The following is a 23351-nucleotide window of genomic DNA, read 5'->3' on the forward strand; positions in this document are numbered from 1 at the left end:
GTGCGCAAGGTGATAATGGACATGCTGGCCGCCGCGGGAAGCACGGCAATGCACTGGAGCGACCTGGGGCTGCAGAAGGGTATCGACCTCGGCTTTTTCGAGCTGAAGTACTATTCGCTCGCCTACCTCGCCGGCATCATCCTCGGCTATTGGCACCTCTCGAAAATGGTCAAGGCACCCGGCGCGCCGATGGCGCAGGTGCACGTCGACGACCTGTTCTTCTACTGCACGCTGGGCATCATCATCGGCGGGCGGCTGGGCTACGTGACCTTCTACGAGCCGAGCCACTGGACCACCTTCGAGGACGACGCCTTTGTCAGCTGGAAGGTGCTGCGGCTGTGGGACGGCGGCATGAGCTTCCACGGCGGACTGGTCGGCGTGGTGCTGGCCATTGCCTGGGTCTCGTGGCGCGGTGGCCTGCCGTTCATGCGCGTGGCGGACTACCTCAGCGTCAATGTCGGTTTCGGCATGCTGTTCGGGCGGCTGGCGAACTTCGTGAACGGCGAGCTGTGGGGCCGCACGGTGCAGTCCGACGTGCCCTGGGCGATGATCTTCCCCGGCGCCGGGCCCGAACCGCGCCATCCCAGCCAGCTCTACCAGGCGCTGGGCGAAGGGCTGCTGGTGATCGTGGTGATGCTCTGCGCCTTCTGGCTGACCCGCGCGCGCTATCGTACCGGGTTCCTGGTGGGCCTGTTCACCACGGTGATCTCGATCGCCCGCTTCACCGTCGAATTCTACCGCGAGCCGGACGCCCAGCTGGCCGAATTTGCTGCCGAAACGGGCCTGTCGATGGGTCAGTGGCTTACCATCCCGCTGATCCTTGTCGGCCTCGGCCTGATGGCCTGGTCGATGACCCGGCCCGAACTGGCCAGCGGCAAGAAGGCCAAGGCGGCAGCAGCTGAAGAAAGCGATCCGGAGGCAGCTTGAGCGACCTGCGCGACGAAGACGCGAAGCGCGACCTTGGCGATACCTTCCGCCGCCTGATTGCCGCGACCGGACCGATCAGCCTCATGCATTTCATGGGCGAATCGAACGCGCGCTACTACAATGACAAGAAGGTGATCGGCGCAGGAGGTGCTGGGGGCGGCGACTTCATCACCGCGCCGGAAATCAGCCAGATGTTCGGCGAGCTGATCGGTCTCTGGCTGGCGGACATGTGGATCCGCGCCGGACGTTCCGAGCCGGTGCATTATGTCGAGCTCGGCCCCGGCAAGGGCACCCTGGCCCGCGACGCGCAGCGGGCGATGAAGCGCTACGGCCTGCATCCGCGCATGTGCCTGGTCGAGGGTTCACGCCGGATGCGCGACGAACAGCTGTCGCGCGTTCCCGGTGCCGTGCATTACCGCGACCTGTCCGAAGTGCCGCTCGAAGGGCCGATCCTGCTGGTCGCCAACGAATTTCTCGACGCCATGCCCGTGCGCCAGCTGGTCAAGACTGTCGAAGGCTGGCGCGAGATCATGGTGGCGGTGGATGGCGAGGGAAATCTCGTCGAGACGCCGGGACGCCAGCCGATGGATTCCGCCGTGCCCGAGGCGCGGCGTGACGACCCGGCCGGCACGGTGATCGAAACCTCGCCCGCTGCCGCGACGATCATGTACGAAGTGGCCGGACGGCTGGCCAGCCAGGGCGGTGCCGCGCTGTTCATCGACTACGGCTATACCCACGGCCGCAGCGGATCGACGCTGCAGGCGGTGAAGGGGCACCAGAAGGTCGGCGTGTTCGATGCGCCGGGTGACAGCGACCTGACCTGCCATGTCGACTTCGCGCAGATGGAGCAGATCGCCCGCTCGCGCAGCGCGCGCGTGCTGGGCACGGTGACCCAGGGCGAATTCCTCACCCGCCTCGGCATCGGGGACCGCGCCGAAGCGCTCGCCGAGTTCGCCCCGCAGCACCGCGACGCCCTGATGCGCGCGCGCGACCGCCTGATCGGTCCCGACCAGATGGGCGACCTGTTCAAGGTGATGGGGCTGACGGCACCCGACTGGCCCGACGGGGCTGGCTTCAGCGAATAGCGTCGAGCAGCCAGCGCGCGGCTTCTTCCGGCGTGGCTTTGTCTTCCTCGCGGTCGACCATGTAATTGGCCTCGCGCATGGTCTCGACGTCCACGGCGCCGACCAGCGGTTCCAGTGCTTCGGCCAAGGCTTCATCCTGCGCCACGCGCGGGCTGAGCAGCACGATGGCATCGTAGGAGGGCAGCGCTTCGAGCGGGTCTTCCAGCACCACCAGCCCATCCGCCGCGATGCGCCCGTCGGAGGTATAGGCGCTGATCACGTGGACCTCGGCCGATTGCAGCGCGTTGTACATGAAGGTGGGCGAGAAGGTGCGCTGCCCTGCAAAGCGCAGGTCGTAGGCATCGCGCACGGCGCGCCATTCGGGGCGTTCGAACCATTCGGGATCGCCCCCGATGGTCAGGTCCGGCGCGACGGCGGCAAGGTCCGCAATGCTGGCGAGGCCAAAAATGGCGGCGGTGTCGGGCGCTACGGCGAGGCCATAGGCATTCTCGAACCCCAGCCGCCCCAGCACCCGCGTGCCGCTGGTCTCCGCCTCCCAGCGCACCAGCTCTGCATACATGGCCGCGCGACCGGGATTGTCGCTGCGTTCCAGCTGGTTGGTCCAGAGCGTGCCGGTGTAGTCGATGGAGATGTCAATGGCGCTGGTGGTGACGGCATTGTGGACCACGGCCGAGCCGAGCCCCTCGCGGTATTCGACCGCATAGCCCGCATCCTCCAACGTCAGGCCGATGGCCCGGGCGAGGATATACTGTTCGGAAAATCCCTTGGCGCCGATCACCACCGTTTCGCGAGTGTCGCCGCCGCGCCAGTCAGCCAAGGACAGGGCCGCCGCGGCAATCCCCGCCAGCGCCAGCAAGGCGCCGCCCCAGGCCAGCTTCGGCTTGCGCAGCGCGAGGCCGCGCTCGGCCATGCCCAGCAAAGCGTCAGCCACCAGCGCCAGTCCTGCGCTGGCGATACAACCCGCCAGTACCAGCACCCAGTTCTGCGTCTGCAGCCCGGCAAAGATCGGATCGCCCAGCGACGGCTGGCCGATGGTGGTGGCGAGCGTGGCGGCGCCGATCGTCCAGACCGAGGCGGTGCGGATGCCCGCCATGACAAAGGGCGCGGCGAGCGGGGCCTCCACCAGCCGCAATTTCTGCCACGAGGTCATGCCCAGGCCGTCGGCGGCCTCAATCAGTTCGGGGTCGAGGTTGGTAAGCGCGGTGACGGCGTTGCGCAGGATCGGCAGCAGGGCATAGAGCGCCAGTGCCAGCCATGCGGGCAGGAAGCCGAGCGTCGGCAGCCCCTCGCCGAACACGGCGCGCGCAGCGAGCAGGATCGGGAAAAACAGGGCCAAGAGCGCCAGCGCCGGGATGGTCTGGACAAGGCTGGCAAAGCCCAGCGTGATCCTTGCCACGGGCGGCGAGCGGCTGGCCCAGACCGCCAGCGGCAAGGCGACCATGACACCCAGGGCAATGGCGGCAGCGCAGAGCAGGACATGCTCGGCCAGCTGCGGCCCGAGATTGAGCAGGGCTTCGACGAGCGCGCTCATTTGCCGATGCCCGCGAGGGCTCGCGCCTGCGCGCGCGGCACGGCTACCAGGGCTTGCGCCACCTCACCGCCTTCGCCCGCAAGCAGTTGCTGCGGCGTGGCGTCAGCGACGATCTCGCCGCCGTCCATCACCAGCACCCGTGTCGCCAGCAGCAGGGCCTCGGCCATGTCGTGGGTGACCATGACGGTGGTCAGGCCGAGATCATCGTGCAGGCGGCGAACGCGTTCGCCCAATTGCCCGCGGGTAATCGGATCGAGCGCGCCGAAAGGTTCGTCCATCAGCAGCAGGTGGGAATCGGTGGCGAGGGCACGGGCGACGCCCACGCGCTGGCGCTGTCCGCCGGACAGTTCGGCGGGGAACCGGCTGGCCATCCCGGCATCGAGTTCCACCAGGGCGAGCAGTTCGGCAATGCGTTCGCCGGAGAGTTTCCGCCCTTCAAGCCTCGCACCAATGGCCACGTTTTCCGCAACGGTCATGTGGGGGAACAGGCCGATCCCCTGGAAGACGTAGCCGATCCGGCGGCGCAGCGCCGGGGCAGGGCCGGTGGTGACATCATCGCCATCGAGCAAGACGCGCCCGGACGTGGGTTCGACCAGCCGGTTGATGCACTTGAGCAGGGTCGACTTGCCCGATCCCGATGCGCCGACGAGCGCGACGAATTCGCCCTCCGCCACTCCCAGCGTGATGGCGCGCAGGGCGCGGGTGCCGGCGTAGGACTTGGAGAGCGCTTCGCAGCGGAGGAAGTGGCGTGCCCCTTCCGTCATTCAATCGGTCAGCGCGGCTTTTGCCATGGTCAGTTCCGCAACCAGGCCCGAGGAGACGAAATGGCGTTCGAAGGTGCCTTGCAGCTGCCCGGTCACGCTCATTTCCACCAGCCGCGAGCCGAAGCCGCGTGCACCGCCATCCTCTACCGGCGGTCCGCCGAATTCGTTCCACGACAGAGCGATGGCATCGTCCTCGTCCTTGATGCGCAATTCGATGTAGCCGCCGTCAGCCGACAGCGCACCGTACTTGGCCGAATTGGTAGCCATTTCGTGGAATACCAGCGCCAGCGGCGTGGCTGCCCGCGCACCGACTGGCGTATCCATGCCGCTCACCCGCACGCAGGGCTGGCCGTCGGTCTCGCCATAGGGGGCGAACATGGCTTCAAGCAGGCCCTTCAGGCTTTCCTGCACCGGGCCTTCCTGCGGACGCACGAAATCGTGGGCCCGGTTGAGCGCGCGCAGAACTTGCGTCAGCTCCTCGGCGAAAGGCTGGTGTTGGGGCTGTTTGCGCGCCTTGAGCGAGGCGAGGCCGATGACCACGGCGAAGATGTTCTTGATCCGGTGTGCCAGCTCTTTCGCCAGCAGGTCGCGCTCGTCGAGCGCGCGGTGCACCTCGTCGATGTCCGTGACAGTGCCGAACCAGCGGACCGGATCTCCGGCATGCTCGGCAACCGGCACTGCCAGTGAGAGCACCCAGGCCCAGGACCCGTCAGCCCGCCGCATGCGGAATTCGACTTCGAATTCCTCCCCTTTGGCGAAGCAGCGATTCCATTCGGCAAAGGCGGCTTCGGCATCGTCCGGGTGGATGTAGGGGCGCCATTCTTCGGCCAGTTGCGGAGGCTCGCCCCCGGTCATCTCACGCCAGCGCCGGTTGAAGTAATCGAAATTGCCGGCGGCATCGGCAGACCAGGCGACTTGCGGCAAGCCTTCGAGCACGCGGCGCAGTCGTTCCTCGCGTTCGGCAATGATCCGCTTGGCGTGGCGGGCATTTCGCCGTGCTTCGAGCCGCCGCATGGCGGCCTGGGCAAGCACGGCCAGGCCCTCACGCTGGAATTCGTCCAACGGCTCCGGGTGCGCCTCCACGTCGATGACACAGAGCGTCCCGACCGATGCGCCTTCCTGCGACACCAGCGGCTGGCCGGCATAGTACCGCACACCCGGTCCGTCGGTGACCAGCGGGTTGTCGGCAAAACGCGGGTCGGCCGGGGCGTCAGGCACCTCAAGCAGCTCGGACGTGCCCAGCGTGTAGTTGCAGAAGGCAACGTCGCGCGGTGTTTCGCGCTGGTCGACGCCGCGCTTGGCAAGGAACCGCTGGCGGTCCTTTTCCAGCGTGGTGACGATGGAAACAGGTGCATTGCAGAGGCGTGCGGCGAATTCGACGATGGCCTGCAGCTCGGGGTCGTCCTCCAGCGTTTCGGTTTCGAAACGCGCGAGTACGTCGAGGCGCTTTGCTTCGTCAGCAAAGTCGGCGCTGGGTGCCGGCATGGCACCATCGTCGGGTAGTTCGTTAAATGGCATAGAGCGGCGAAGCTAGCCTACGTTTCAATGACTTCCTAGCAATATTGGTAGTTGCGACTGTAACCTGTTTGCCTTCAGGCACATGGTTGCTAGAGCCACCCTTAGAAGAGGAGCCTCAAGCCCATGCGCGCCACCCCCGATTTCGATTTCGGCCTGACCGAAGAAGCCCAGATGATTCGCGAAAGCGTGGCCCGCTTCGCCGACGAACGGATCGCGCCGCTGGCCGCCAAGGCCGATCGCGAGGACTGGTTCCCGATCGAGCTGTGGCCCGAAATGGGCGCGCTGGGCCTGCACGGCATGACCGTGAGCGAGGAAGATGGCGGCACCGGCCTGGGCTACCTCGAACACACCATCGCGGTGGAAGAGGTGAGCCGCGCCAGCGCCGCCGTGGGCCTCAGCTACGGTGCCCACTCCAACCTCTGCGTCAACCAGATCGCCCGCTGGGGCAATGCCGAGCAGAAAGCCAAGTACCTGCCCGGCCTGATCTCGGGCGACCATGTCGGCGCGCTCGCCATGAGCGAGCCGGGCGCGGGATCGGACGTGGTTTCGATGAAGCTCAAGGCCGACGCGGTGCAGGGCGGGTTCCTGCTCAACGGCACCAAGTTCTGGATCACCAACGGCCACGTGGCGGAGACGCTGGTGGTCTATGCCAGGACCGATGCCGGCGCGGGCAGCAAGGGCATCACCGCCTTCCTGATCGAGAAGGACATGCAGGGCTTCGCGCCCGGCCAGAAGATCGACAAGATGGGCATGCGCGGCTCGATCACGTCTGAGCTGGTGTTCGAGGATTGCCATGTCCCCGAAGAGAACGTGCTGGGCAAGGTCGGCGAAGGCGTGAAGGTGCTGATGAGCGGGCTCGACTACGAGCGCGTCGTGCTCTCGGGCGTGCAGCTGGGCATCATGCAGGCCTGCCTCGACACGGTGATCCCCTACGTCCGCGAGCGCACCCAGTTCGGCAAGCCCATCGGCTCGTTCCAGCTGCTGCAGGCCAAGATCGCGGACATGTATGTCGCGTTGCAATCGGCGCGGGCCTATGCCTATGCCGTGGCGCGCGCCTGCGACAACGGCCAGACGACGCGCTTCGATGCCGCGGGCGCGATCCTGCTGGCTTCGGAAAACGCCTTCCGCGTCGCGGGCGAGGCAGTGCAGGCGCTGGGCGGCGCGGGCTACACCACCGACTGGCCCGTCGAACGCTACCTGCGCGATGCCAAGCTGCTGGACATTGGCGCCGGAACCAATGAGATAAGGCGCATGCTGATCGGCCGGGAGTTGATCGGCGTATAACCACACCGCAGCATGAGAGGAGAGACATGCTGAAAACCGCCTTTGCCGCAGCCGCCGCGCTGCTCGTCACCGTTCCCGCCATCGCGCAGGAGACTGCCCGGGTCGTCACCACAACCTTCGAAAGCCCGTCGCTGGCAGGCAACCTCGAGGGCAACAGCACCGCGCGCGAAGTGGTGGTGGTGACGCCTCCCGGCTACGACGAGAACACCGACCAGCATTACCCGGTGGTCTATTTCCTGCACGGTTACTGGGCGCCGGTGGCAGCACAGCAGGCCGGGTTCCGGCTCGACGAGGCGGTGCAGGCCGCCAGCGAGGCGGGCAACGATTTCATCATGGTCATGCCCGACGGTTTCTCGAAGCTGCGCGGCGGCTTCTATTCCTCCGGCCCCACCGTGGGCGACTACGAGAGCATGGTGGCGGACGACTTGGTCAACTGGGTCGATGCCAATTACCGCACCCTGGCCGATCCGGCCTCGCGCGGGCTCGCGGGCCATTCGATGGGCGGATACGGCACGGCGCGCCTGGCCATGCACCGCCCGGGCATTTTCTCGTCGATCTACATGATGAGCGCCTGCTGCCTCGATCCGATGGTGATGACCGCAGAGGACGCCGCGCGCATCGAGGCCATGACCGAGGAAGAGGCCGCCGCTGCCGGTTTCGGCGAGCTGGCTTCCCTGTCCACCCTCGCCACCTGGTCGCCCGATCCGACGGCCGACAACGTGTTCCACGTCTACACCGGCCTGCGCGAAGACGGCACGCTGGACCCGCTGGTGAACCAGCGCCTCGCCGCCAATTCGCCGGTCGTGCTGGTGCCGCAGTACCTGCCCGCGCTCAACGGGCTCGAGGCCTTCGCCATGGACATCGGCGACCAGGACTTCCTGCTGGCCGGCAATGCCGCGTTCCGCGCCGAGCTGGACCGGTTCGGGGTCGACTACGATTTCGAGCTCTACGAAGGCGACCACGGCAACCGCATCCGTGAGCGTATCCGCACCGAAGTCCTGCCCTTCTTCGCGGAGCATCTCGATGCTGAATAAGCTGTTCGCAGCCGCGCTGGCCCTGCTCGCGGTTCCCGCCGCGGCGCAGATTGCCGCGCCCGAAGCCGAGGTGCCGGAGGGCATCACGGTGGAGGCACCGATGGTGCACGGCACCTCGCTGGAGGGTAACCTCGAAGGCAACGCCGTTGCGCGAGAGGTGATGGTGGTCCTGCCGCCGAGCTACACGACGGAGCCGGAACGCCATTTCCCGGTCGTCTATTACCTCCACGGCTTCTATATCACCGGGCGCAATTTCTATAACTACATGCAGGTGCCCACAGCCGTTGCCGAGAACGCTGCCGAGGGCCGCGAGTTCATCGTGGTGGTGCCCGATACTTTTACCCGCATGGGCGGTTCGATGTATTCGAACTCGGTCACCACGGGCAATTTCCGCGACTTCATTGCGCAGGACCTGGTGGCCTTCATCGATGCCAATTACCGCACCATTCCCACGCGCGAGGGGCGGGCGCTGGTCGGCCATTCGATGGGCGGGTACGGGACATGGGTGACGGCGATGGAACATCCCGAAGTGTTCGATTCCATCTGGGCGCAGAGCGCCTGCTGCGTCTCCCCGCGCATGGAAACGCCTGAGAGCGCCGCGCGGATGGCGGCGACCACGCAAGAGACGATCGACGAAGGCAATTTCGGCGTGCTGGCGGGCCTTGCCAGCGCCGTGGCCTGGTCCCCCAACCCGCAGAACCCGCCCTTCTTTGTCGACTGGCCACTGACCGAAGAAGGCGAAGTCGACACGCACGTGCTCGCCCGCTGGGCCAACAACTCGCCGCTGGCGATGGTCTCCAGCCATGTCGAGGCGCTGCGCAGCTTCGATGCCATCGGATCGGATGTCGGCGCCCAGGACGGGCTAGTAGTCGACGACACTCTGATCCACGAAGAGCTGGAGAAATTCGGCATCGAACACTCGTGGGAGATCTACGAAGGCAACCACGTCAGCCACATTGGCCAGCGCTTCAACGAAGTGGTGCTGCCCTTCATGGCCGAACACCTGGATATGGGTGAGGAGTAAAGAGACCGAATGACCGCCCCCGTCCTCGCCTCGAAACTCGATCTCGAAAGCCCCGAAGCCAAGGCGCGCGCGGCGCACAACCGGGCGCTGGCCGAGGAACTGCGGGCCAAGGTGGCCGAGGCAGCGCTGGGCGGTAGCGAGCGGCACCGCGAACGGCATGTCGCGCGCGGCAAGCTGCTGCCGCGCGAGCGGGTGGAGCGCCTGCTCGATCCGGGCTCGCCCTTCCTCGAGATCGGCCAGCTCGCCGCCAACGGCATGTACGAGGGCGACGTCAGTGCCGCCTCGATGATCGCCGGGATCGGGCGCGTTTCGGGCCGGCAGGTGATGATCGCCGCCAACGATCCGACGGTGAAGGGCGGCTCTTACTACCCGATGACGGTGAAGAAGCACCTGCGCGCGCAGGAGATTGCGCAGCAGAACCGCTTGCCGTGCGTCTACCTCGTCGACTCTGGCGGGGCGAACCTGCCCTACCAGGCCGAGGTCTTCCCCGACCGCGACCACTTCGGGCGCATCTTCTACAACCAGGCGCAGATGAGCGCGGCTGGCATCCCGCAGATTGCCTGTGTCATGGGTTCCTGCACGGCAGGCGGGGCCTATGTCCCTGCCATGAGCGACGAGAGCGTGATCGTGCGCGAGCAGGGGACGATCTTCCTCGCCGGACCGCCGCTGGTGGAAGCCGCGACGGGCGAGGAGATTTCCGCTGAGGACCTCGGCGGCGGCGCGCTGCACGCCAGGAAGTCCGGCGTGGTCGACCACCTCGCCGAGAACGACGAGCACGCGCTGACCATCGTGCGCGATATCGTGTCACACCTTGGCGCCAACGAGGGCGCAAAGCTGGACCTGCGCGAACCGCGTCCGCCCAAGTTCGACGCCGAGGACCTCTATTCCATCATCCCCGATGACGTGCGCGCGCCCTACGACGTGCACGAGGTGATCGCGCGGCTCACCGACGGCAGCGAGTTCCACGAGTTCAAGAAGGAATTCGGCTCCACCCTCGTCTGCGGCTTTGCCCACATCTGGGGCATGCCCGTCGCCATCCTCGCCAACAACGGCGTGCTGTTTTCCGAAAGCGCGCAGAAGGGCGCCCATTTCATCGAGCTGGCCTGCCAGCGCGGCATCCCGCTGCTGTTCCTGCAGAACATCTCCGGCTTCATGGTCGGCGGCAAGTACGAGGCCGAAGGCATCGCCAAGCACGGCGCCAAGCTGGTGACGGCCGTGGCGACGGCGCAGGTGCCCAAGATTACCGTGGTGATCGGCGGCAGCTTCGGCGCGGGCAATTACGGCATGTGCGGCCGTGCCTACTCGCCCCGGTTCATGTTCACCTGGCCCAATGCCCGCATTTCGGTGATGGGCGGCGAGCAGGCGGCGTCGGTGCTGGCGACGGTCCACCGCGATGCCGACAAGTGGTCTGCCGAAGAGGCCGAGGAGTTCAAGGCCCCGATCCGCCAGAAGTACGAGGACGAGGGCAACCCCTACTACGCCACCGCAAGGCTGTGGGACGACGGGGTGATCGACCCGGTGCAGACCCGCGACGTGCTCGGACTGGCGCTGGCGGCGACGCTGGAAGCCCCGATCCCCGATAGGCCGCAATTCGGCGTGTTCAGGATGTGATGATGGCAGGCAGGGACCGCCTCTTCATCCTCGAACGCACCAAGACCGATGCCGACGGCGCGCAATTCTATTGCCGCGACTGCATCGAGATCGACGGCCTTCTGGCCATGTTCCCGGACCTTTCCGCCAATATCGAGGTCGTGCGTGTTCCATGGCCGCGCCCGCGGCAGGCGGTGGTTGATGCCATCGGCGAGGAGAACCAGAACCTGCCCGCGCTGGTCTTTGCCGAGGGCGGCTTCGTGAACGACCAGGACGACCTGCTGGCTGCCTTGCACCAGCGGCACGGTTTTCCCCGGCGCTCGTCTTGAGCAAGCCCACCCTCCTTTCGCGTATTGTCTGGCGCCTCCTGCGCTGGCTCTATCGCTGGAAGGGCTACCACCTCGAGAACCATCCGCCCAAGCTGACCAAGTTCATCCTCGTCGGCGCGCCGCATACCTCGAACTGGGACTTCATATATTTCGCCGGGGCGGTGCAGGAAGTGGGCATCAAGCCCGGCTTCATCGGCAAGCATTCGCTGTTCAAGTGGCCGCTCAGGCGGTTCATGATCGACATGGGCGGCATGCCCATCAACCGCGCCGCGCCGCAGGGCTACGTCAAGGCGGTGATCCGCGCCATCGAACATGCCGACGAGATCGCGCTGGTGATCGCGCCCGAAGGCACACGCTCGTCGACCGGGCAGTGGAAGAGCGGTTTCTACCACATCGCCTATGGCGCGGGCATTCCGATAGTGCCCGCATGGCTGGATGTGAGCACGGGCAAGGCGGGGTTTGGCGAAGCGATGATGCCATCTGGCGATTTCCTTGCCGATCTTGGCAAGCTGGCGGCATTCTACCGCGAGAAGATGCCCCATTGCGAGCGGTGGGACATGCTGGAGGCGCAAGCGCGCGGCGAAGTGGAGACACCCGGTAAGCTACGAGGCTGAAATGCTGCTGGAGAACGCCGTGTGGCTGTTTGCCGCGCTGGATGTGCTGTGGCTGCTGGCCGTCGCGCGCCGCGAAGTCAGCTTCATCGACAGTGTCTGGGGCCTTGCGATGGCCGGGCTGGCCTTGCTGAGCCTGCGCGACGTCCGGCTGGGAGCGGCCCCGATGCTGTTGGCATTCTTGGCGGCAGTTTGGGGCGTGCGGCTCGGCGTACACCTGCTGCGGCGGTATCTGCGCCATGGCGAGGACACACGCTATCGGGAGATCCTGCCCGATCCCGCAAACCTGCCGGCATTTGCCGTTACCGCCCTGTGGAAGGTGTTCCTGTTGCAGGGGATACTCATCATGCTCGTGAGCAGCCCGGTGCAGGTCGGGATCGTCGCCAGCGAGTACGACCAGCGCGTCCCGGGTCTCGCCTGGATTGGCGTGGCCTTGTGGGCGGTGGGCATGTTCTTCGAAGTCGTCGGCGACTGGCAGCTGGCGCGGTTCAAGGCCGATCCCGGCAATTCCGGCAAGGTGATGTACCGCGGCCTGTGGCGCTATACGCGGCACCCGAACTACTTCGGCGATGCCTGCGTGTGGTGGGGCATCTGGCTGACCGCCATGACCATTGCGCCCGAAACGGTGGTCTGGACCCTGCCGGGGCCGCTGTTCCTCACCTTCACGCTGGTGCGCTGGTCGGGCGCGGCCATGACCGAACGCGGGATGCGCGCAAAATACGGGGACGCCTTTGCCGCCTATGTCCGCCGTACGCCTGCCTTCGTGCCGTGGTTTCCCAAGGCGGGCTAGCCCTCGCGGTTGAGCGCGTACTTCAGGCTCGCGCCGATCATCAGGCCCGACAGCGCGATGATGACGATCGCCCAGACCCAGTGCGGCAGCCACAGCTCCGCCTCCATGGCGCCGGTATCGGACAGCATGGCCTGCCCGCCCACCACGGCGACTTCGGAGAACAGGTAGTCCCAGTCGCGGAACATCGACAGGGCGGCCAGCACGCCGAGGAATTGCAGGCTGAACAGTTGCAGCCAGTCGCGCCCTCTCCAGGTCACGGCGACCAGCAGCAGCGCGACCAGCGGCAGGACGATCCATCCGGTCAGGCTGCGCACCCAGACCAGCGTCGACACCACCAGCGCGGCCGCCAGCGCCAGCAGCACCGGCTTCCACAGCCTGTGGTTGCTGCTGGCAAGGATCAGCAGCGCACCGACAATGCTCGGACCCAGCGGACCGCCCATGGCGATCAGCGCGCGGGAAATGCCGAGCGTGTCCATGGCCGTTGCGGAAGTGGCAACACCCGAACCGTTGGGCATGATCACCAGCTGGGTGAATTCGTTGCCAGTGGCCAGCGCGGCCATGCCGTGGCCCATTTCGTGGAACCAGGTGGTGAGGATGATGAAGGGATAGATGGCGTAACCCAGGATCGGCACCGACGGCAGGGTGACGACCAGCACGCCGGCCAGCACCAGGCGGCCAACCTGTTCTTCCTGCGAGCCGGGACGGATTGCGCGCCAGCCCACGGGTCAGTCCGGGTCCCGCAAGTAGACGCCGATGAAGCGCACGTTCATGCCGCCGCAGCGGCCATTGTCGCTCGCCAGCAGGTAGTCGCCCAGCAGGGTGAAATCGACAATGCACAAGCCCTCGTCAAACCGCGCGCGATTGCCGAAAAAGGTGATGGGGCCGTTGATCTCGCCGTCGTGGATGACCGCATGGCCGTCCGCTGTCGGCAGCCCCTGCCAGAAGGCCGTGCCAGCCACCCGGGGCCCTTCGCGCGACATGCCGATGGCAATGTCGGAGCTGCCGACGCCGCTCCAGCTGCCGAACCAGCCATTGTCGCCGGTCGGGGCGCCGGTCTCGATGAATTCGAGCCGTTCCAGTGGCAGGTAGCCCGCGGTGCCGCCGACCGCGTTGGGAAAGAAGGCGCAGGCATGGCCCATCCGCAGGCGGCTGACGATCACGGTATCGCCGGCCACCACATAGGGCTGGCCAAGGGAACGGCAGTCCGCCGCTTCGGGGCAGCCGTCCCTGTCGTGCAGGAAATAGGCCCGGCCTTCACCGGAAATGCGGGCAAGCTGGAACGGTCCGTAAGCGGCGAACAGGCCATTGCGGCACATGCGCGCGTCGAGTTCGCCGGTGTCCTGCGCGCTGGCGATAGCAGGCAAGGCGAGGGCGGCGAGGGCGGCGAGAGCGGTCAGAACCGGTCGGGCGTAGCGGCGGAGAACGCGGGTCATGCGGCGAGCCTACACCAGATCGGATTGACCTTCCGCAGCCATATCCCCGGCAGGTGCGCCGGGCTTGCGCTGTTCGGCCAGCACCACCCAGGCGGCGAGGAACAGCCCGGCCACCAGCGGGCCGACGACGATGCCGGACAGGCCCATGGCGGCGATCCCGCCCAGCGTCGTGACCAGGATGATCCAGTCGGGGATGCCCGTGTCGCGGCCAACCAGGATCGGGCGGAGCACGTTGTCGGCCATGCCGATCACCGCCACGCCCGAGATGATCACTAGTACGCCCTGCCACACGTCTCCCGTCGCCAGCAGGTACAGCGCTACCGGCACCCAGACCACCGCGGGGCCGATGGCAGGGACGAGCGAGAAGAGCGCGGTCAGCAGGCCCAGCAGCACGACCGAGGGCATGCCCGCGATCCAGTAGGTCGCGGCGCCCAGCGCGCCTTGCACCAGCCCGACCACCATCGAGCCCTTGATCGTGGCGCGGACGATCGAGAGGAAGCGCGTGGCGAGGTCCTCTGCGATGTCGCGCTGCAGCGGCAGGTGGTCGAGCACCTGGCGGCCGATCTCCCGCCCGTCCCGCAGCAGGAAGTAGGCGACGTAGAGCCCGATGCCGAAGGACAGCAGGAAGCCGAAGGCGCTGCCGGTGATCGAAACGGCCTGCTGCGCGAGCAGGCCCGAGCTTTCGAGCGCAAGCTCCTGCGCGCGTTGCTGCACCATTTCGGCGGTGCCGTACCCTTCGAGGTCGAGCGTGTTGCTCAACGCATCGGGCAGGGCTTCATGGAAGGCGGCGAACATGGCGGAGAGGTCGATCTGCCCTTCGCGGAAAGCGATCACCACCGAGGTCGCCTGTTCCACCACGACCCCGCCGATGAACAGCGCCGGGATGATCACGGCAAAGGTGATCACCAGCAGCGTGGCCACGGCGGCGCGGTTGTTGCCGCCAATCCGCTTGCGGAACCACTGGAACAGCGGCTGGAACATGATCGCCGCCAGCGTGGCCCACAGCAGCGGGGCGACGAAGGGCCAGACGATGTACAGCAGCACCAGCGAGACCACGGCGAGGAAGACGAGGAAGCCGCCCTGTTCGAGCGGTTGTCCGTGCTGCTTGGCTGCCATCTACGCCCCTCCCGGGCTGCTGCTATGGATCAGATGTCGAGGTTCGCCACGTTGAGAGCATTGTCCTGGATGAATTCGCGGCGCGGTTCGACCACGTCGCCCATCAGGCGCGTGAAGATCTCGTCCGTCACGTCGGCGTCTTCCACCTTCACCTGCAGCAGCTCGCGGTTTTCCGGGTCGAGCGTGGTCTCCCACAGCTGTTCGGCGTTCATTTCGCCGAGACCCTTGTAGCGGCTGATCGACAGGCCCTTGCGGCCCGCGGCCAGCACGGCTTCGAGCAATTGCGAGGGACGCGTGATGGCCGTGTTCGGATCGAAGGCGGGTGCCTCCTCTTCGCCATCTTCGGCCACTTCCTGCTCGCTGCCGGCCTTTACCAGGCGCGCCGGCGAGGCATAGGTCTCGGCCTGTTCGACGCCGCGCTTGTGCAGCTTGCGCGCTTCGGCGCTGTCGAGGAACTTGGCTTCGATCAGGTGCACGTCCGCCACGCCGCGCCAGACGCGGTCAAAGCGCACGTCGCCGTTGTCGGTCGTGTGGGCCGACCATTCGGCCTCCGCGTCGCTCAGCTGCATCTGCCCGGCAGCATGGACGAGGCGGGTATCGCGGTCCGCCGCGGAGAGGCCGGGCTCGAGCGCACCGGCCATGGCCATGGCTTCGATCACTGCACTGTCGTACTTGCGCGGGGCGAAGGCGAGCAGGTTCTTGAGCAGCAGGGCCTGCTCGACCAGTTGGGCCAGGTCGGCACCCGAACGCGCGCCTTCGTGGGTTTCCAGCACGCGGTCCTGCAGCCCGTTGTCGACGAGGTAGCGATCCAGCGCGCCCTGGTCCTTCAGGTAGACTTCGCTCTTGCCCTTGGCGACCTTGAACAGCGGCGGCTGGGCGATGAACAGGTGTCCGGACTTGATGATCTCGGGCATCTGGCGGTGGAAGAAGGTCAGCAACAGGGTGCGGATATGCGCGCCGTCGACGTCGGCGTCGGTCATGATCACGATCTTGTGATAGCGCAGCTTCTCGAGGTTGAACTCGTCGCGCAGCCCGGTGCCCATGGCCTGGATCAGCGTGCCGACTTCCTTGGAGCTGATGATCCGGTCGAACCGCGCGCGCTCCACGTTCAGGATCTTGCCGCGCAGGGGCAGGATGGCCTGGTACTTGGAATCGCGGCCGCTCTTGGCCGATCCGCCTGCGGAGTCGCCCTCGACCAGGAACAGTTCGCTCTTGGCCGGGTCACGCTCGCGGCAGTCGGACAGCTTGCCGGGCAGGCTGGCGACGCTCATCGCGCCCTTGCGGCTCATCTCGCGGGCCCTGCGCGCGGCTTCGCGGGCGGCGGCGGCGTCGATGATCTTCTGCACGATGGCCTTGGCGTCGGCGGGGTTTTCCTCCAGCCATTCGCTCATCTTCTCGCCCATCAGGCTTTCGAGCGGCTGGCGCACTTCGGAGGAAACCAGCTTGTCCTTGGTCTGGCTGCCGAACTTGGGGTCAGGCAGCTTGACCGAGACGATGGCGGTCAGGCCTTCGCGCATGTCCTCGCCCGACAACGAGACCTTGGCGTTCTTCAGCAGTCCGGACGAGGTGGCGTAGTTGTTGAGCGTGCGGGTCAGCGCCGCGCGGAAGGCGGCAAGGTGGGTGCCGCCGTCGCGCTGCGGGATATTGTTGGTGAAGCAGAGGACGTTCTCGTAGTAGGAATCGTTCCACTCCAGCGCGACGTCGATGCCGATGCCGTCCTTCTCCGCGCTGACGGAGATCGGTTCGGGCACCAGCGGCTGCTTGTTGCGATCGAGGTACTTCACGAAAGCCGCTATGCCGCCTTCGTAGAACAGGTCGTGCTCCAGCGCTTCCTCGTGCCGCTTGTCGCGCAGCAGGATGCGCACGCCGGAGTTGAGGAAGGCGAGCTCGCGGTAGCGGTGCTCGAGCTTTTCGAAATCGAACTCGGTGACGTTCTTGAAGGTGTCGTTGCTCGGCATGAAGGTGACGCGCGTACCCTTCTTCAGGCCGTCATCGTCGCCATTGCTGTCGACCGGCGGGGCATCGCCGGTAATTTCGAGCGAATTGACCGCATCGCCATGCTCGAAGCGCATGGTGTGGCTCTTGCCGTTGCGCCAGATCTGCAGCTCGAGCCATTCGGAAAGCGCATTCACGACGCTGACGCCCACGCCATGCAGGCCGCCCGAGACCTTGTAGGCGTTGTCGTCGCTGGTGTTCTCGAACTTACCGCCGGCGTGCAGCTGGGTCATGATGACTTCCGCTGCCGAGACGCCTTCTTCCTTGTGCATGTCGACCGGAATGCCGCGGCCGTTGTCTTCCACCGAGACGCTCCCGTCGGGGTTGAGCTCGATCAGCACCAGGTCGCAGTGACCCGCAAGGGCCTCGTCGATGGCATTGTCCGACACCTCGAACACCATGTGATGCAGGCCGGAGCCGTCGTCGGTGTCGCCGATGTACATGCCGGGGCGCTTGCGCACGGCATCGAGGCCCTTGAGGACCTTGATCGAATCGGCACCGTATTCGCCGTTCTGGCGGGACTTTTCGGGAATTGCTTCAGGCGTATCAGACATGTCGATTATATAGGCACTGCGGGTGGAAAGCGGAAGGCAATGGGGCAGCTGGCGGCCGCTTTTCCACCGCTTGCGGCACTTCCGGCCGCATGCGACGCTTGGAGAGCGTTGATGATGACACTGATTGTGGTGCTGGTGGTCTCGCGCGGGCTGCTGCTGGGCGCGCCTGGGGCCAGCTTGGTGGCGGATAACAAAATGGCCGCTCCGGGGTCGGAGCGGCCATCTGTTCGGCCCGAAAACGGGGGGGGAAGGGGGGGGAGGGTGTTCCCGGGCCTTGGTCTCGTTCTATCGCGGGGGGTGCGATACAAATGCATACGCTGCATGCTGCCTTGTGGTTCCATCGCCGGAGCGATTTTCCCCTTGGGCAGCGAGATCGCGAGGCAAATAGTAGCATTTGCTAATATCGCAAGTGCGAAAAGCTCGATATCTGTTGCAAATTTCGCAACAGATATCGAGCCGGTATGTCGGGCTGCAGCAGCCGGAAGGCTTAACGCATGGCGACGGTGGTTGCTGCGGACCCTTCGCGTGCCGCCAGTACGGCTTCGGCCTCGGCGCGGGCCTGTGCCTCGCATTCGGCATGCAGGTTGCGCCGCTTCAGGTCACGGATGAAGGGTGCAGGGCAGGCGCGGGCGACGGCGCCCTCGATCAAGGTCTCGCGGCTGGGCGGGGTATCGGTTTCGACGACAGCCGGGCGCGGGGCTTCGCCGATGATCATGACGAAAGCCGACTGGGCAGTGGCGGGAACGGCAACGAGCGTGGCCGCTGTGGCGACGGCGAGTGCGAACTTCTTCATTTCAATTCTCCTGGTCGAAAGGTTGCAAAACCCCCGCAGGACATCCCTTTGTCTTATGCGCTCATTGTGCGCTGCAGCGTGCAATGCTGCAAATGCGAAATGCGCGACAGGCGTACACATTTTCGCAACGCCGAATCTTTCACGCATGCGAACCAGGCCTCGTGTTTGTGAAAAACCGTTGATCCGGGTGTCCAGGACCCTGCCCGCGCTGGACAGGCGCGCCTGTGCCCCTCTAAGCGCCTTTCATGCAGGCAGATCATCACCCCGATTCCATCCTCATCGTCGATTTCGGCAGCCAGGTGACCCAGCTGATCGCGCGCCGTGTGCGCGAGGCGGGCGTCTATTCCGAGATCGCTCCTTTTACCCTGGCCGAAGAGGCGTTTCACCGGATGAACCCCAAGGGCATCATCCTGTCGGGATCGCCCGCCAGCGTCTGCGACGAGGGCAGCCCGCGCGCGCCGCAGGTGCTGTTCGACAGCGGCGTGCCGATCCTCGGCATCTGTTACGGCCAGCAGGTGATGAGCCAGCAGCTGGGCGGCGAAGTGCGCCCCGGCCACGAAACCGGCGACGGCGGCGAATTCGGTCGCGCCTTCCTCACCGTGACGCAGGAATGCGCGCTGTTCGACGGCCTGTGGCACGTCGGCGAGCGGCACCAGGTGTGGATGAGCCACGGCGACAAGGTGACCAGGTTCGCACCCGGCTTCGAGATCGTTGCCACCAGCGACGGCGCACCCTTCGCGGTGATCGCTGACGAAGAACGCAAGTACTACGGCACGCAGTTCCACCCCGAGGTCTACCACACGCCGGACGGGGCCAAGCTTCTCGCCAATTTCGTGCGCCACGTCTGCGGCCTTGCCGGTGACTGGACCATGGCCGCCTATCGCGAGACCAAGATCGCCGACATCCGCGCGCAGGTGGGCGATGGCAAGGTGATCTGCGGCCTCTCGGGCGGCGTCGATTCCTCGGTGGCAGCGATCCTGATCCACGAGGCCATCGGCGACCAGCTGACCTGCGTCTTCGTCGACCACGGCCTGCTGCGCCTCAACGAGCGCGAACAGGTCGAGACCATGTTCCGCGACCACTACAACATCCCGCTGGTGGTGGTGGACGCCGAGGAACGCTTCATGAAGGGCCTCGACGGCGTCACCGACCCGGAGAAGAAGCGCAAGTTCATCGGCGCCGAATTCATTAATGTGTTCGAGGAAGAGGCGGGCAAGCTGGGCGGGGCGGACTTCCTTGCCCAGGGCACGCTCTATCCCGACGTGATCGAGAGCGTCAGCTTCACGGGCGGGCCTTCGGTGACGATCAAGAGCCACCACAACGTGGGCGGCCTGCCCGAACGCATGAACATGCAGCTGGTCGAGCCGCTGCGCGAGCTGTTCAAGGACGAAGTCCGCGAGCTCGGCCGCGAGCTGGGCCTGCCCGACATGTTTGTCGGCCGCCACCCCTTCCCCGGGCCGGGCCTTGCCATCCGCATCCCCGGAGCAGTCGACAAGGAACGCTGCGACATCCTGCGCAAGGCCGACGCCATCTATCTCGACGAGATCCGCAAGGCGGGCCTCTACGATGCCATCTGGCAGGCCTTCGCCGTATTGTTGCCGGTGAAGACCGTGGGCGTGATGGGCGACTATCGCACCTATGACAGCGTCTGCGGCCTGCGCGCCGTGACCAGCACCGATGGCATGACCGCCGACGTCTATCCTTTCGACGCGCATTTCCTGACCGGCGTTGCCACCCGCATCGTCAACGAGGTGCAGGGCATCAACCGCGTGGTCTACGACTATACGTCGAAGCCGCCGGGTACGATCGAGTGGGAGTGACTTGCGACGCGGAATGATCCGGGGGATCATTCCGGCCAAGGCACTCGGCGACACAAGGAGCCGCGGGGCTGAACGAAGCCAATCCTGGGGAGGAGATCATGGCCAAGTACTGGAAGCGCATTGTCATCGCCGGGATCGCCGTAGAGCTGCTCTACGCGGTCTATATCTATTACCTGACCTCGACTGACCTGGCGGGCTACAAGCCGGAAGGCCTCGCCGTTGCCTTCATCCTGTTCGCGGTTGGCGGCTTCTGGGCTGCGCGGCCCGCACAGGGCGGTCGGATTGGCATCGGCCTCGCGGTAGGTCTGGTCGGCATGCTGTTCTACTACACCATCTCGATCCCCACGATCCTTGCCGGAGAGATCGAGTTCCCGCTGATGGCGTGGGTCAACCACGGACTGAAACTGGCGGGCGGGGCGGCAGGTGCGCTGCTGTCGCGGAGCAGTGCAGCAAAGGCTTGAGTTCCGGGACTTGAGCCGGATCAAAGCCCCAATCCGCCAATAGCCTAAGGCACGACTTCGAACTGATAGGAGTGTGCCGATGTTCCGCATGATGATGATCCTGTTGCCGATCATTGCCACTACCCTGATGGGCATGGCGATTATCGCCGTGCTCACAATGGACATGCAGGCCGGATGGAAGGAAATCCTGCTGGCTGCTGTCGCCGGTCTTGTTGTCTCGCTGCCGATTTCGTGGGTCGTCGGCAAGGCGGTGGTCGCGAAGACTGGCTGGGACAGCTAGTCCTTCGCTCGCCAGTTGCTGCTTCTCAACCGATTCTGGGGTGCGCTAAAGAAAGGCTTCCTCGCGCATGGGGAACGCGCGACCAAGTTCTCCGGTTGAGACTGTTAACCCGACCCAACCGGAGTATCCCCCCATGTCCCTCCACGATCCGCAGCCAGCCACCGCAGCCCTGTTCGACAGCGTCCCGGCCGGCGATATCCAAGCCGCCAACCGCATTTTCATGGCTCCGCTCACACGCGCTCGCTCGCTGAAGGATGGCCACCTGCAGACCCCGCTGCACGCGCTCTACTATGCGCAGCGCGCGCGTGCCGGCCTGATCGTGTCCGAAGCAACCCAGATCAGCGCGCAGGGGCAGGGCTATGCCTGGACGCCCGGCATCTACACCGAAGACCAGGCCGATAGCTGGAAGCTGGTGACAGGCGCCGTGCACAATGCGGGCGGACGTATCTTCGCGCAGCTGTGGCACGTCGGCGCGATCAGTCACCCGGTGTTCCAGCCGGACGGTGCAGCGCCCGTTTCGGCCAGCGACTGGACGCCCGAGGGTGAAGCCTTCGTCGGCGACTATCATCCCGATGGGCCGATGGTGCCGCACCAGCAGGCCCGTGCGCTGCGAGAAGACGAAATTCCCGCCTTGCTCGACGACTATCGCAATGCCGCGCGCATGGCTGCCCGCGCCGGATTCGACGGCGTCGAACTGCACGCCGCCAATGGCTACCTCATCGACCAGTTCCTGCGCAGTTCGGTCAACCGCCGCGACGACAGGTACGGCGGCAGCGTGGAGAACCGCACGCGGCTGCTGGGCGAAGTGGTCGATGCCCTGGCCGAGGTGCTGCCCGCAGGCCGCATCGGCGTGCGCCTGACGCCGATTGGCGGGGCTGGCGGCAGCAGCGATGACCATCCGGAGGAAACCTATCCGGCCGCGGCGAAGGTGCTGGCGGGCCGCGGTCTCGCCTACCTGCACGTGGTGCGCGCTACCGATCACGGCGGCGTGGCTGGCGAACGGTCGGAAGGCGACAAGGTGATCCACGCCATGCGCGAGGCCTTTGACGGCACCTTCGTGGTCAACGGCAACCTCTCGCCCGAAGACGCCGCGCACTGGATCGCCGAAGGCTGGGCAGATGCCGCGGCCTTTGGCCGCCTGTACATCGCCAATCCCGACCTGCCCGAACGCATCGCCGCGGGCGGCCCCTATAACGAGGCAGACGGCGGCACATTCTATGGCGGCGGTGCTGCCGGCTATGTTGACTATCCGACTCTGGCCAATGTGGACGATCCGCTACCGCTTGACTGAATGAGGAAGGGCCACGTTCGCGCGTGGCCCGCATGCTTTCAGGTCTTGGCCCGCGCCATCGCCACGACCCACACCAGCGCGGGCAGTACCAGCACGTAGAGCCCCATGGTGCCGTTGGCGAAGGGCACCACCTTCCAGAAGAACCACAACGCCCCCAGCAGCGGGAGCAGCGCGACCAGCAGGGCCTTGCGGCTCGCGCCTGCCAGCGGGTTGACGAACAGGCTGTTGTAGTTTGCACCAGGCTCCTCGGCCTCGCCGTCAGCCAGTGCGCCGCTGGCCAGCACGCCGCGATAGGCATCGATGTAAGCGAACATCAGCAGGACGTTGAGCGCCAGCACGCCCAACGCCATCACCGACAGCCCCGGCGCGCCTTCGATCAGCACGGCGACGAAGGCCCCGCAGACGTTCACGCACACCATCGCGGCCAGCGCGAAGGGCACGGCGCGGTTCAGCAGCAGGGCGAGCCCGCCGACCAGCTGGACGAACTTGGCAACGGCCAGCAGGCCGCTGGTCTCCAGGCTGTCCATCAGGCGCAGCGACATTTCGCCTTCCCAGGTCGCCGTGCGAACCCACGGCAACAGGTCCGGCAGGAAATAGGCGAGGGCCGTGGGCACCATGATCAGCCCCAGCGCCAACCGGAGCAGATCGAGGGAGCGCAGCATGTCATCCTGGCGCATCATGACTGCGCCTCCTGCTGCCACGGCAGCCGTGGCGGAGCATAGCCTTCCCACATGGTGCGGTAGCTGGCGCGGTATGCGTAAAGCAGGAACAGGTTGCAGCTCAGGACGCCCCAGCCATAGACCGCGCTGGTGGTCCACCAGCCTTGCAGCTCGGTATCCCAGTACCAGACGGTGAAACTCACTGGCAGCACCATCACCAGCGCCAGCGGCACGCGCCAGCCGAAGAGGATCATCAGACCGGCCAGCAGCTCGACTGCCTTGACCAGGGTGAACATGCCGCTGTCCAACAGGGCGGTGAACACCCCGTCGCTGAGCGGATTGGCGCCGCCCGGTTGCGGGTAGAGCCGGATGAAATGGTTGAGGCCCGCAGGCACCATCCATGCGACATAGACCAGCCGCACCCACCAGACCGCCAGACGCATCGCCATGCCGTCCCCTCCT

The 23351-nt window shown here is 65.9% G+C and carries 23 protein-coding genes; 13 read left to right on the forward strand and 10 right to left on the reverse strand.

What is annotated here, in order from left to right:
• The first annotated feature begins 15 nt into the window (after positions 1-15).
• Positions 16-927, forward strand: a complete 912-nt coding sequence (gene lgt / locus AAEO60_RS15305) for a prolipoprotein diacylglyceryl transferase (RefSeq protein ID WP_423970219.1) — start codon at positions 16-18, stop codon at positions 925-927.
• On the forward strand, positions 924-2012 hold the full coding sequence (locus AAEO60_RS15310) for a class I SAM-dependent methyltransferase (RefSeq protein ID WP_341674579.1): 1089 nt from the start codon (positions 924-926) through the stop codon (positions 2010-2012). The genes lgt and AAEO60_RS15310 overlap by 4 nt, the downstream gene beginning before the upstream one ends.
• Here the strand turns inward: AAEO60_RS15310 and AAEO60_RS15315 are convergent.
• From AAEO60_RS15315 to AAEO60_RS15325, 3 genes are read right to left on the reverse strand one after another with little or no spacing between them, the layout of a single operon-like run.
• Positions 2002-3543 carry an ABC transporter permease/substrate-binding protein gene (locus AAEO60_RS15315; protein ID WP_341674580.1) on the reverse strand — a complete coding sequence of 514 codons (1542 nt, stop codon included), beginning with the start codon at positions 3541-3543 and terminating at the stop codon, positions 2002-2004. The two genes, AAEO60_RS15310 and AAEO60_RS15315, sit on opposite strands and share 11 nt — an antisense overlap.
• Positions 3540-4307 carry an ATP-binding cassette domain-containing protein gene (locus AAEO60_RS15320; RefSeq protein WP_341674581.1) on the reverse strand — a complete coding sequence of 256 codons (768 nt, stop codon included), beginning with the start codon at positions 4305-4307 and terminating at the stop codon, positions 3540-3542. Before AAEO60_RS15320 ends, AAEO60_RS15315 begins: the two co-directional genes overlap by 4 nt.
• Positions 4308-5825, reverse strand: a complete 1518-nt coding sequence (locus AAEO60_RS15325) for a sensor histidine kinase (RefSeq protein ID WP_341674582.1) — start codon at positions 5823-5825, stop codon at positions 4308-4310.
• Positions 5826-5948: 123 nt separating this feature from the next.
• Between AAEO60_RS15325 and AAEO60_RS15330 the strand changes: the two genes are divergently transcribed.
• From AAEO60_RS15330 to AAEO60_RS15360, 7 genes are read left to right on the forward strand one after another with little or no spacing between them, the layout of a single operon-like run.
• The gene (locus AAEO60_RS15330; protein WP_341674583.1) at positions 5949-7109 is read left to right on the forward strand and encodes an acyl-CoA dehydrogenase family protein; all 1161 of its coding nucleotides are present in this window, start codon (positions 5949-5951) and stop codon (positions 7107-7109) included.
• A 26-nt stretch (positions 7110-7135) separates the two neighbouring features.
• Complete coding sequence (locus AAEO60_RS15335; RefSeq protein WP_341674584.1) at positions 7136-8143, forward strand: alpha/beta hydrolase; 1008 nt, start codon at positions 7136-7138, stop codon at positions 8141-8143.
• Positions 8133-9167, forward strand: coding sequence for an alpha/beta hydrolase (locus AAEO60_RS15340; RefSeq protein WP_341674585.1), 1035 nt, complete (start codon positions 8133-8135; stop codon positions 9165-9167). The genes AAEO60_RS15335 and AAEO60_RS15340 overlap by 11 nt, the downstream gene beginning before the upstream one ends.
• 9 nt (positions 9168-9176) lie before the next feature.
• The gene (locus AAEO60_RS15345; protein WP_341674586.1) at positions 9177-10778 is read left to right on the forward strand and encodes a carboxyl transferase domain-containing protein; all 1602 of its coding nucleotides are present in this window, start codon (positions 9177-9179) and stop codon (positions 10776-10778) included.
• 2 nt (positions 10779-10780) lie between these two features.
• Complete coding sequence (locus AAEO60_RS15350; RefSeq protein ID WP_341674587.1) at positions 10781-11086, forward strand: DUF3088 family protein; 306 nt, start codon at positions 10781-10783, stop codon at positions 11084-11086.
• A complete protein-coding gene (locus AAEO60_RS15355; protein WP_341674588.1) occupies positions 11083-11700 on the forward strand; it encodes a 1-acyl-sn-glycerol-3-phosphate acyltransferase in 618 nt (205 codons plus the stop codon). Before AAEO60_RS15350 ends, AAEO60_RS15355 begins: the two co-directional genes overlap by 4 nt.
• Position 11701: 1 nt before the next feature.
• The gene (locus AAEO60_RS15360; RefSeq protein WP_341674589.1) at positions 11702-12487 is read left to right on the forward strand and encodes a DUF1295 domain-containing protein; all 786 of its coding nucleotides are present in this window, start codon (positions 11702-11704) and stop codon (positions 12485-12487) included.
• Here AAEO60_RS15360 and AAEO60_RS15365 read toward each other — a convergent pair.
• From AAEO60_RS15365 to AAEO60_RS15385, 5 genes are all read right to left on the reverse strand, one after another.
• A complete protein-coding gene (locus tag AAEO60_RS15365) occupies positions 12484-13209 on the reverse strand; it encodes a M50 family metallopeptidase (protein ID WP_341674590.1) in 726 nt (241 codons plus the stop codon). The genes AAEO60_RS15360 and AAEO60_RS15365 overlap by 4 nt on opposite strands.
• Before the next feature lie 3 nt (positions 13210-13212).
• A complete protein-coding gene (locus AAEO60_RS15370) occupies positions 13213-13920 on the reverse strand; it encodes a hypothetical protein (protein WP_341674591.1) in 708 nt (235 codons plus the stop codon).
• A 9-nt stretch (positions 13921-13929) separates the two neighbouring features.
• Positions 13930-15036: an AI-2E family transporter gene (locus AAEO60_RS15375; RefSeq protein ID WP_341674592.1), complete on the reverse strand. Its 1107-nt coding sequence runs from the start codon at positions 15034-15036 to the stop codon at positions 13930-13932.
• 29 nt (positions 15037-15065) lie between these two features.
• Positions 15066-17585 carry a DNA topoisomerase (ATP-hydrolyzing) subunit B gene (gene gyrB, locus AAEO60_RS15380; protein ID WP_341674593.1) on the reverse strand — a complete coding sequence of 840 codons (2520 nt, stop codon included), beginning with the start codon at positions 17583-17585 and terminating at the stop codon, positions 15066-15068.
• A 487-nt stretch (positions 17586-18072) separates the two neighbouring features.
• Complete coding sequence (locus AAEO60_RS15385) at positions 18073-18378, reverse strand: hypothetical protein (RefSeq protein ID WP_341674594.1); 306 nt, start codon at positions 18376-18378, stop codon at positions 18073-18075.
• A gap of 245 nt (positions 18379-18623) precedes the next feature.
• Here AAEO60_RS15385 and guaA point away from each other — a divergent pair, with 245 nt between their 5' ends.
• The 4 genes from guaA to AAEO60_RS15405 all read left to right on the forward strand — a co-directional run bounded on the left by guaA (position 18624) and on the right by AAEO60_RS15405 (position 22230).
• Positions 18624-20198, forward strand: a complete 1575-nt coding sequence (gene guaA, locus AAEO60_RS15390) for a glutamine-hydrolyzing GMP synthase (RefSeq protein WP_341674595.1) — start codon at positions 18624-18626, stop codon at positions 20196-20198.
• Between the two features lie 98 nt (positions 20199-20296).
• Positions 20297-20659, forward strand: coding sequence for a hypothetical protein (locus tag AAEO60_RS15395; RefSeq protein WP_341674596.1), 363 nt, complete (start codon positions 20297-20299; stop codon positions 20657-20659).
• Between the two features lie 79 nt (positions 20660-20738).
• Complete coding sequence (locus tag AAEO60_RS15400; protein WP_341674597.1) at positions 20739-20939, forward strand: hypothetical protein; 201 nt, start codon at positions 20739-20741, stop codon at positions 20937-20939.
• Between the two features lie 133 nt (positions 20940-21072).
• Positions 21073-22230, forward strand: coding sequence for an alkene reductase (locus AAEO60_RS15405; protein WP_341674598.1), 1158 nt, complete (start codon positions 21073-21075; stop codon positions 22228-22230).
• A 38-nt stretch (positions 22231-22268) separates the two neighbouring features.
• Here the strand turns inward: AAEO60_RS15405 and AAEO60_RS15410 are convergent, their stop codons facing one another.
• Both AAEO60_RS15410 and AAEO60_RS15415 read right to left on the reverse strand, forming a co-directional pair.
• Positions 22269-22910: a hypothetical protein gene (locus AAEO60_RS15410; RefSeq protein WP_341674599.1), complete on the reverse strand. Its 642-nt coding sequence runs from the start codon at positions 22908-22910 to the stop codon at positions 22269-22271.
• Positions 22907-23338, reverse strand: a complete 432-nt coding sequence (locus AAEO60_RS15415) for a hypothetical protein (protein ID WP_341674600.1) — start codon at positions 23336-23338, stop codon at positions 22907-22909. Before AAEO60_RS15415 ends, AAEO60_RS15410 begins: the two co-directional genes overlap by 4 nt.
• Between the last annotated feature and the right edge of the window lie 13 nt (positions 23339-23351).

The sequence above is a fragment of the Aurantiacibacter gilvus genome (assembly GCF_038289935.1).
GTDB classification, from domain to species: Bacteria; Pseudomonadota; Alphaproteobacteria; order Sphingomonadales; family Sphingomonadaceae; genus Alteraurantiacibacter; species Alteraurantiacibacter gilvus.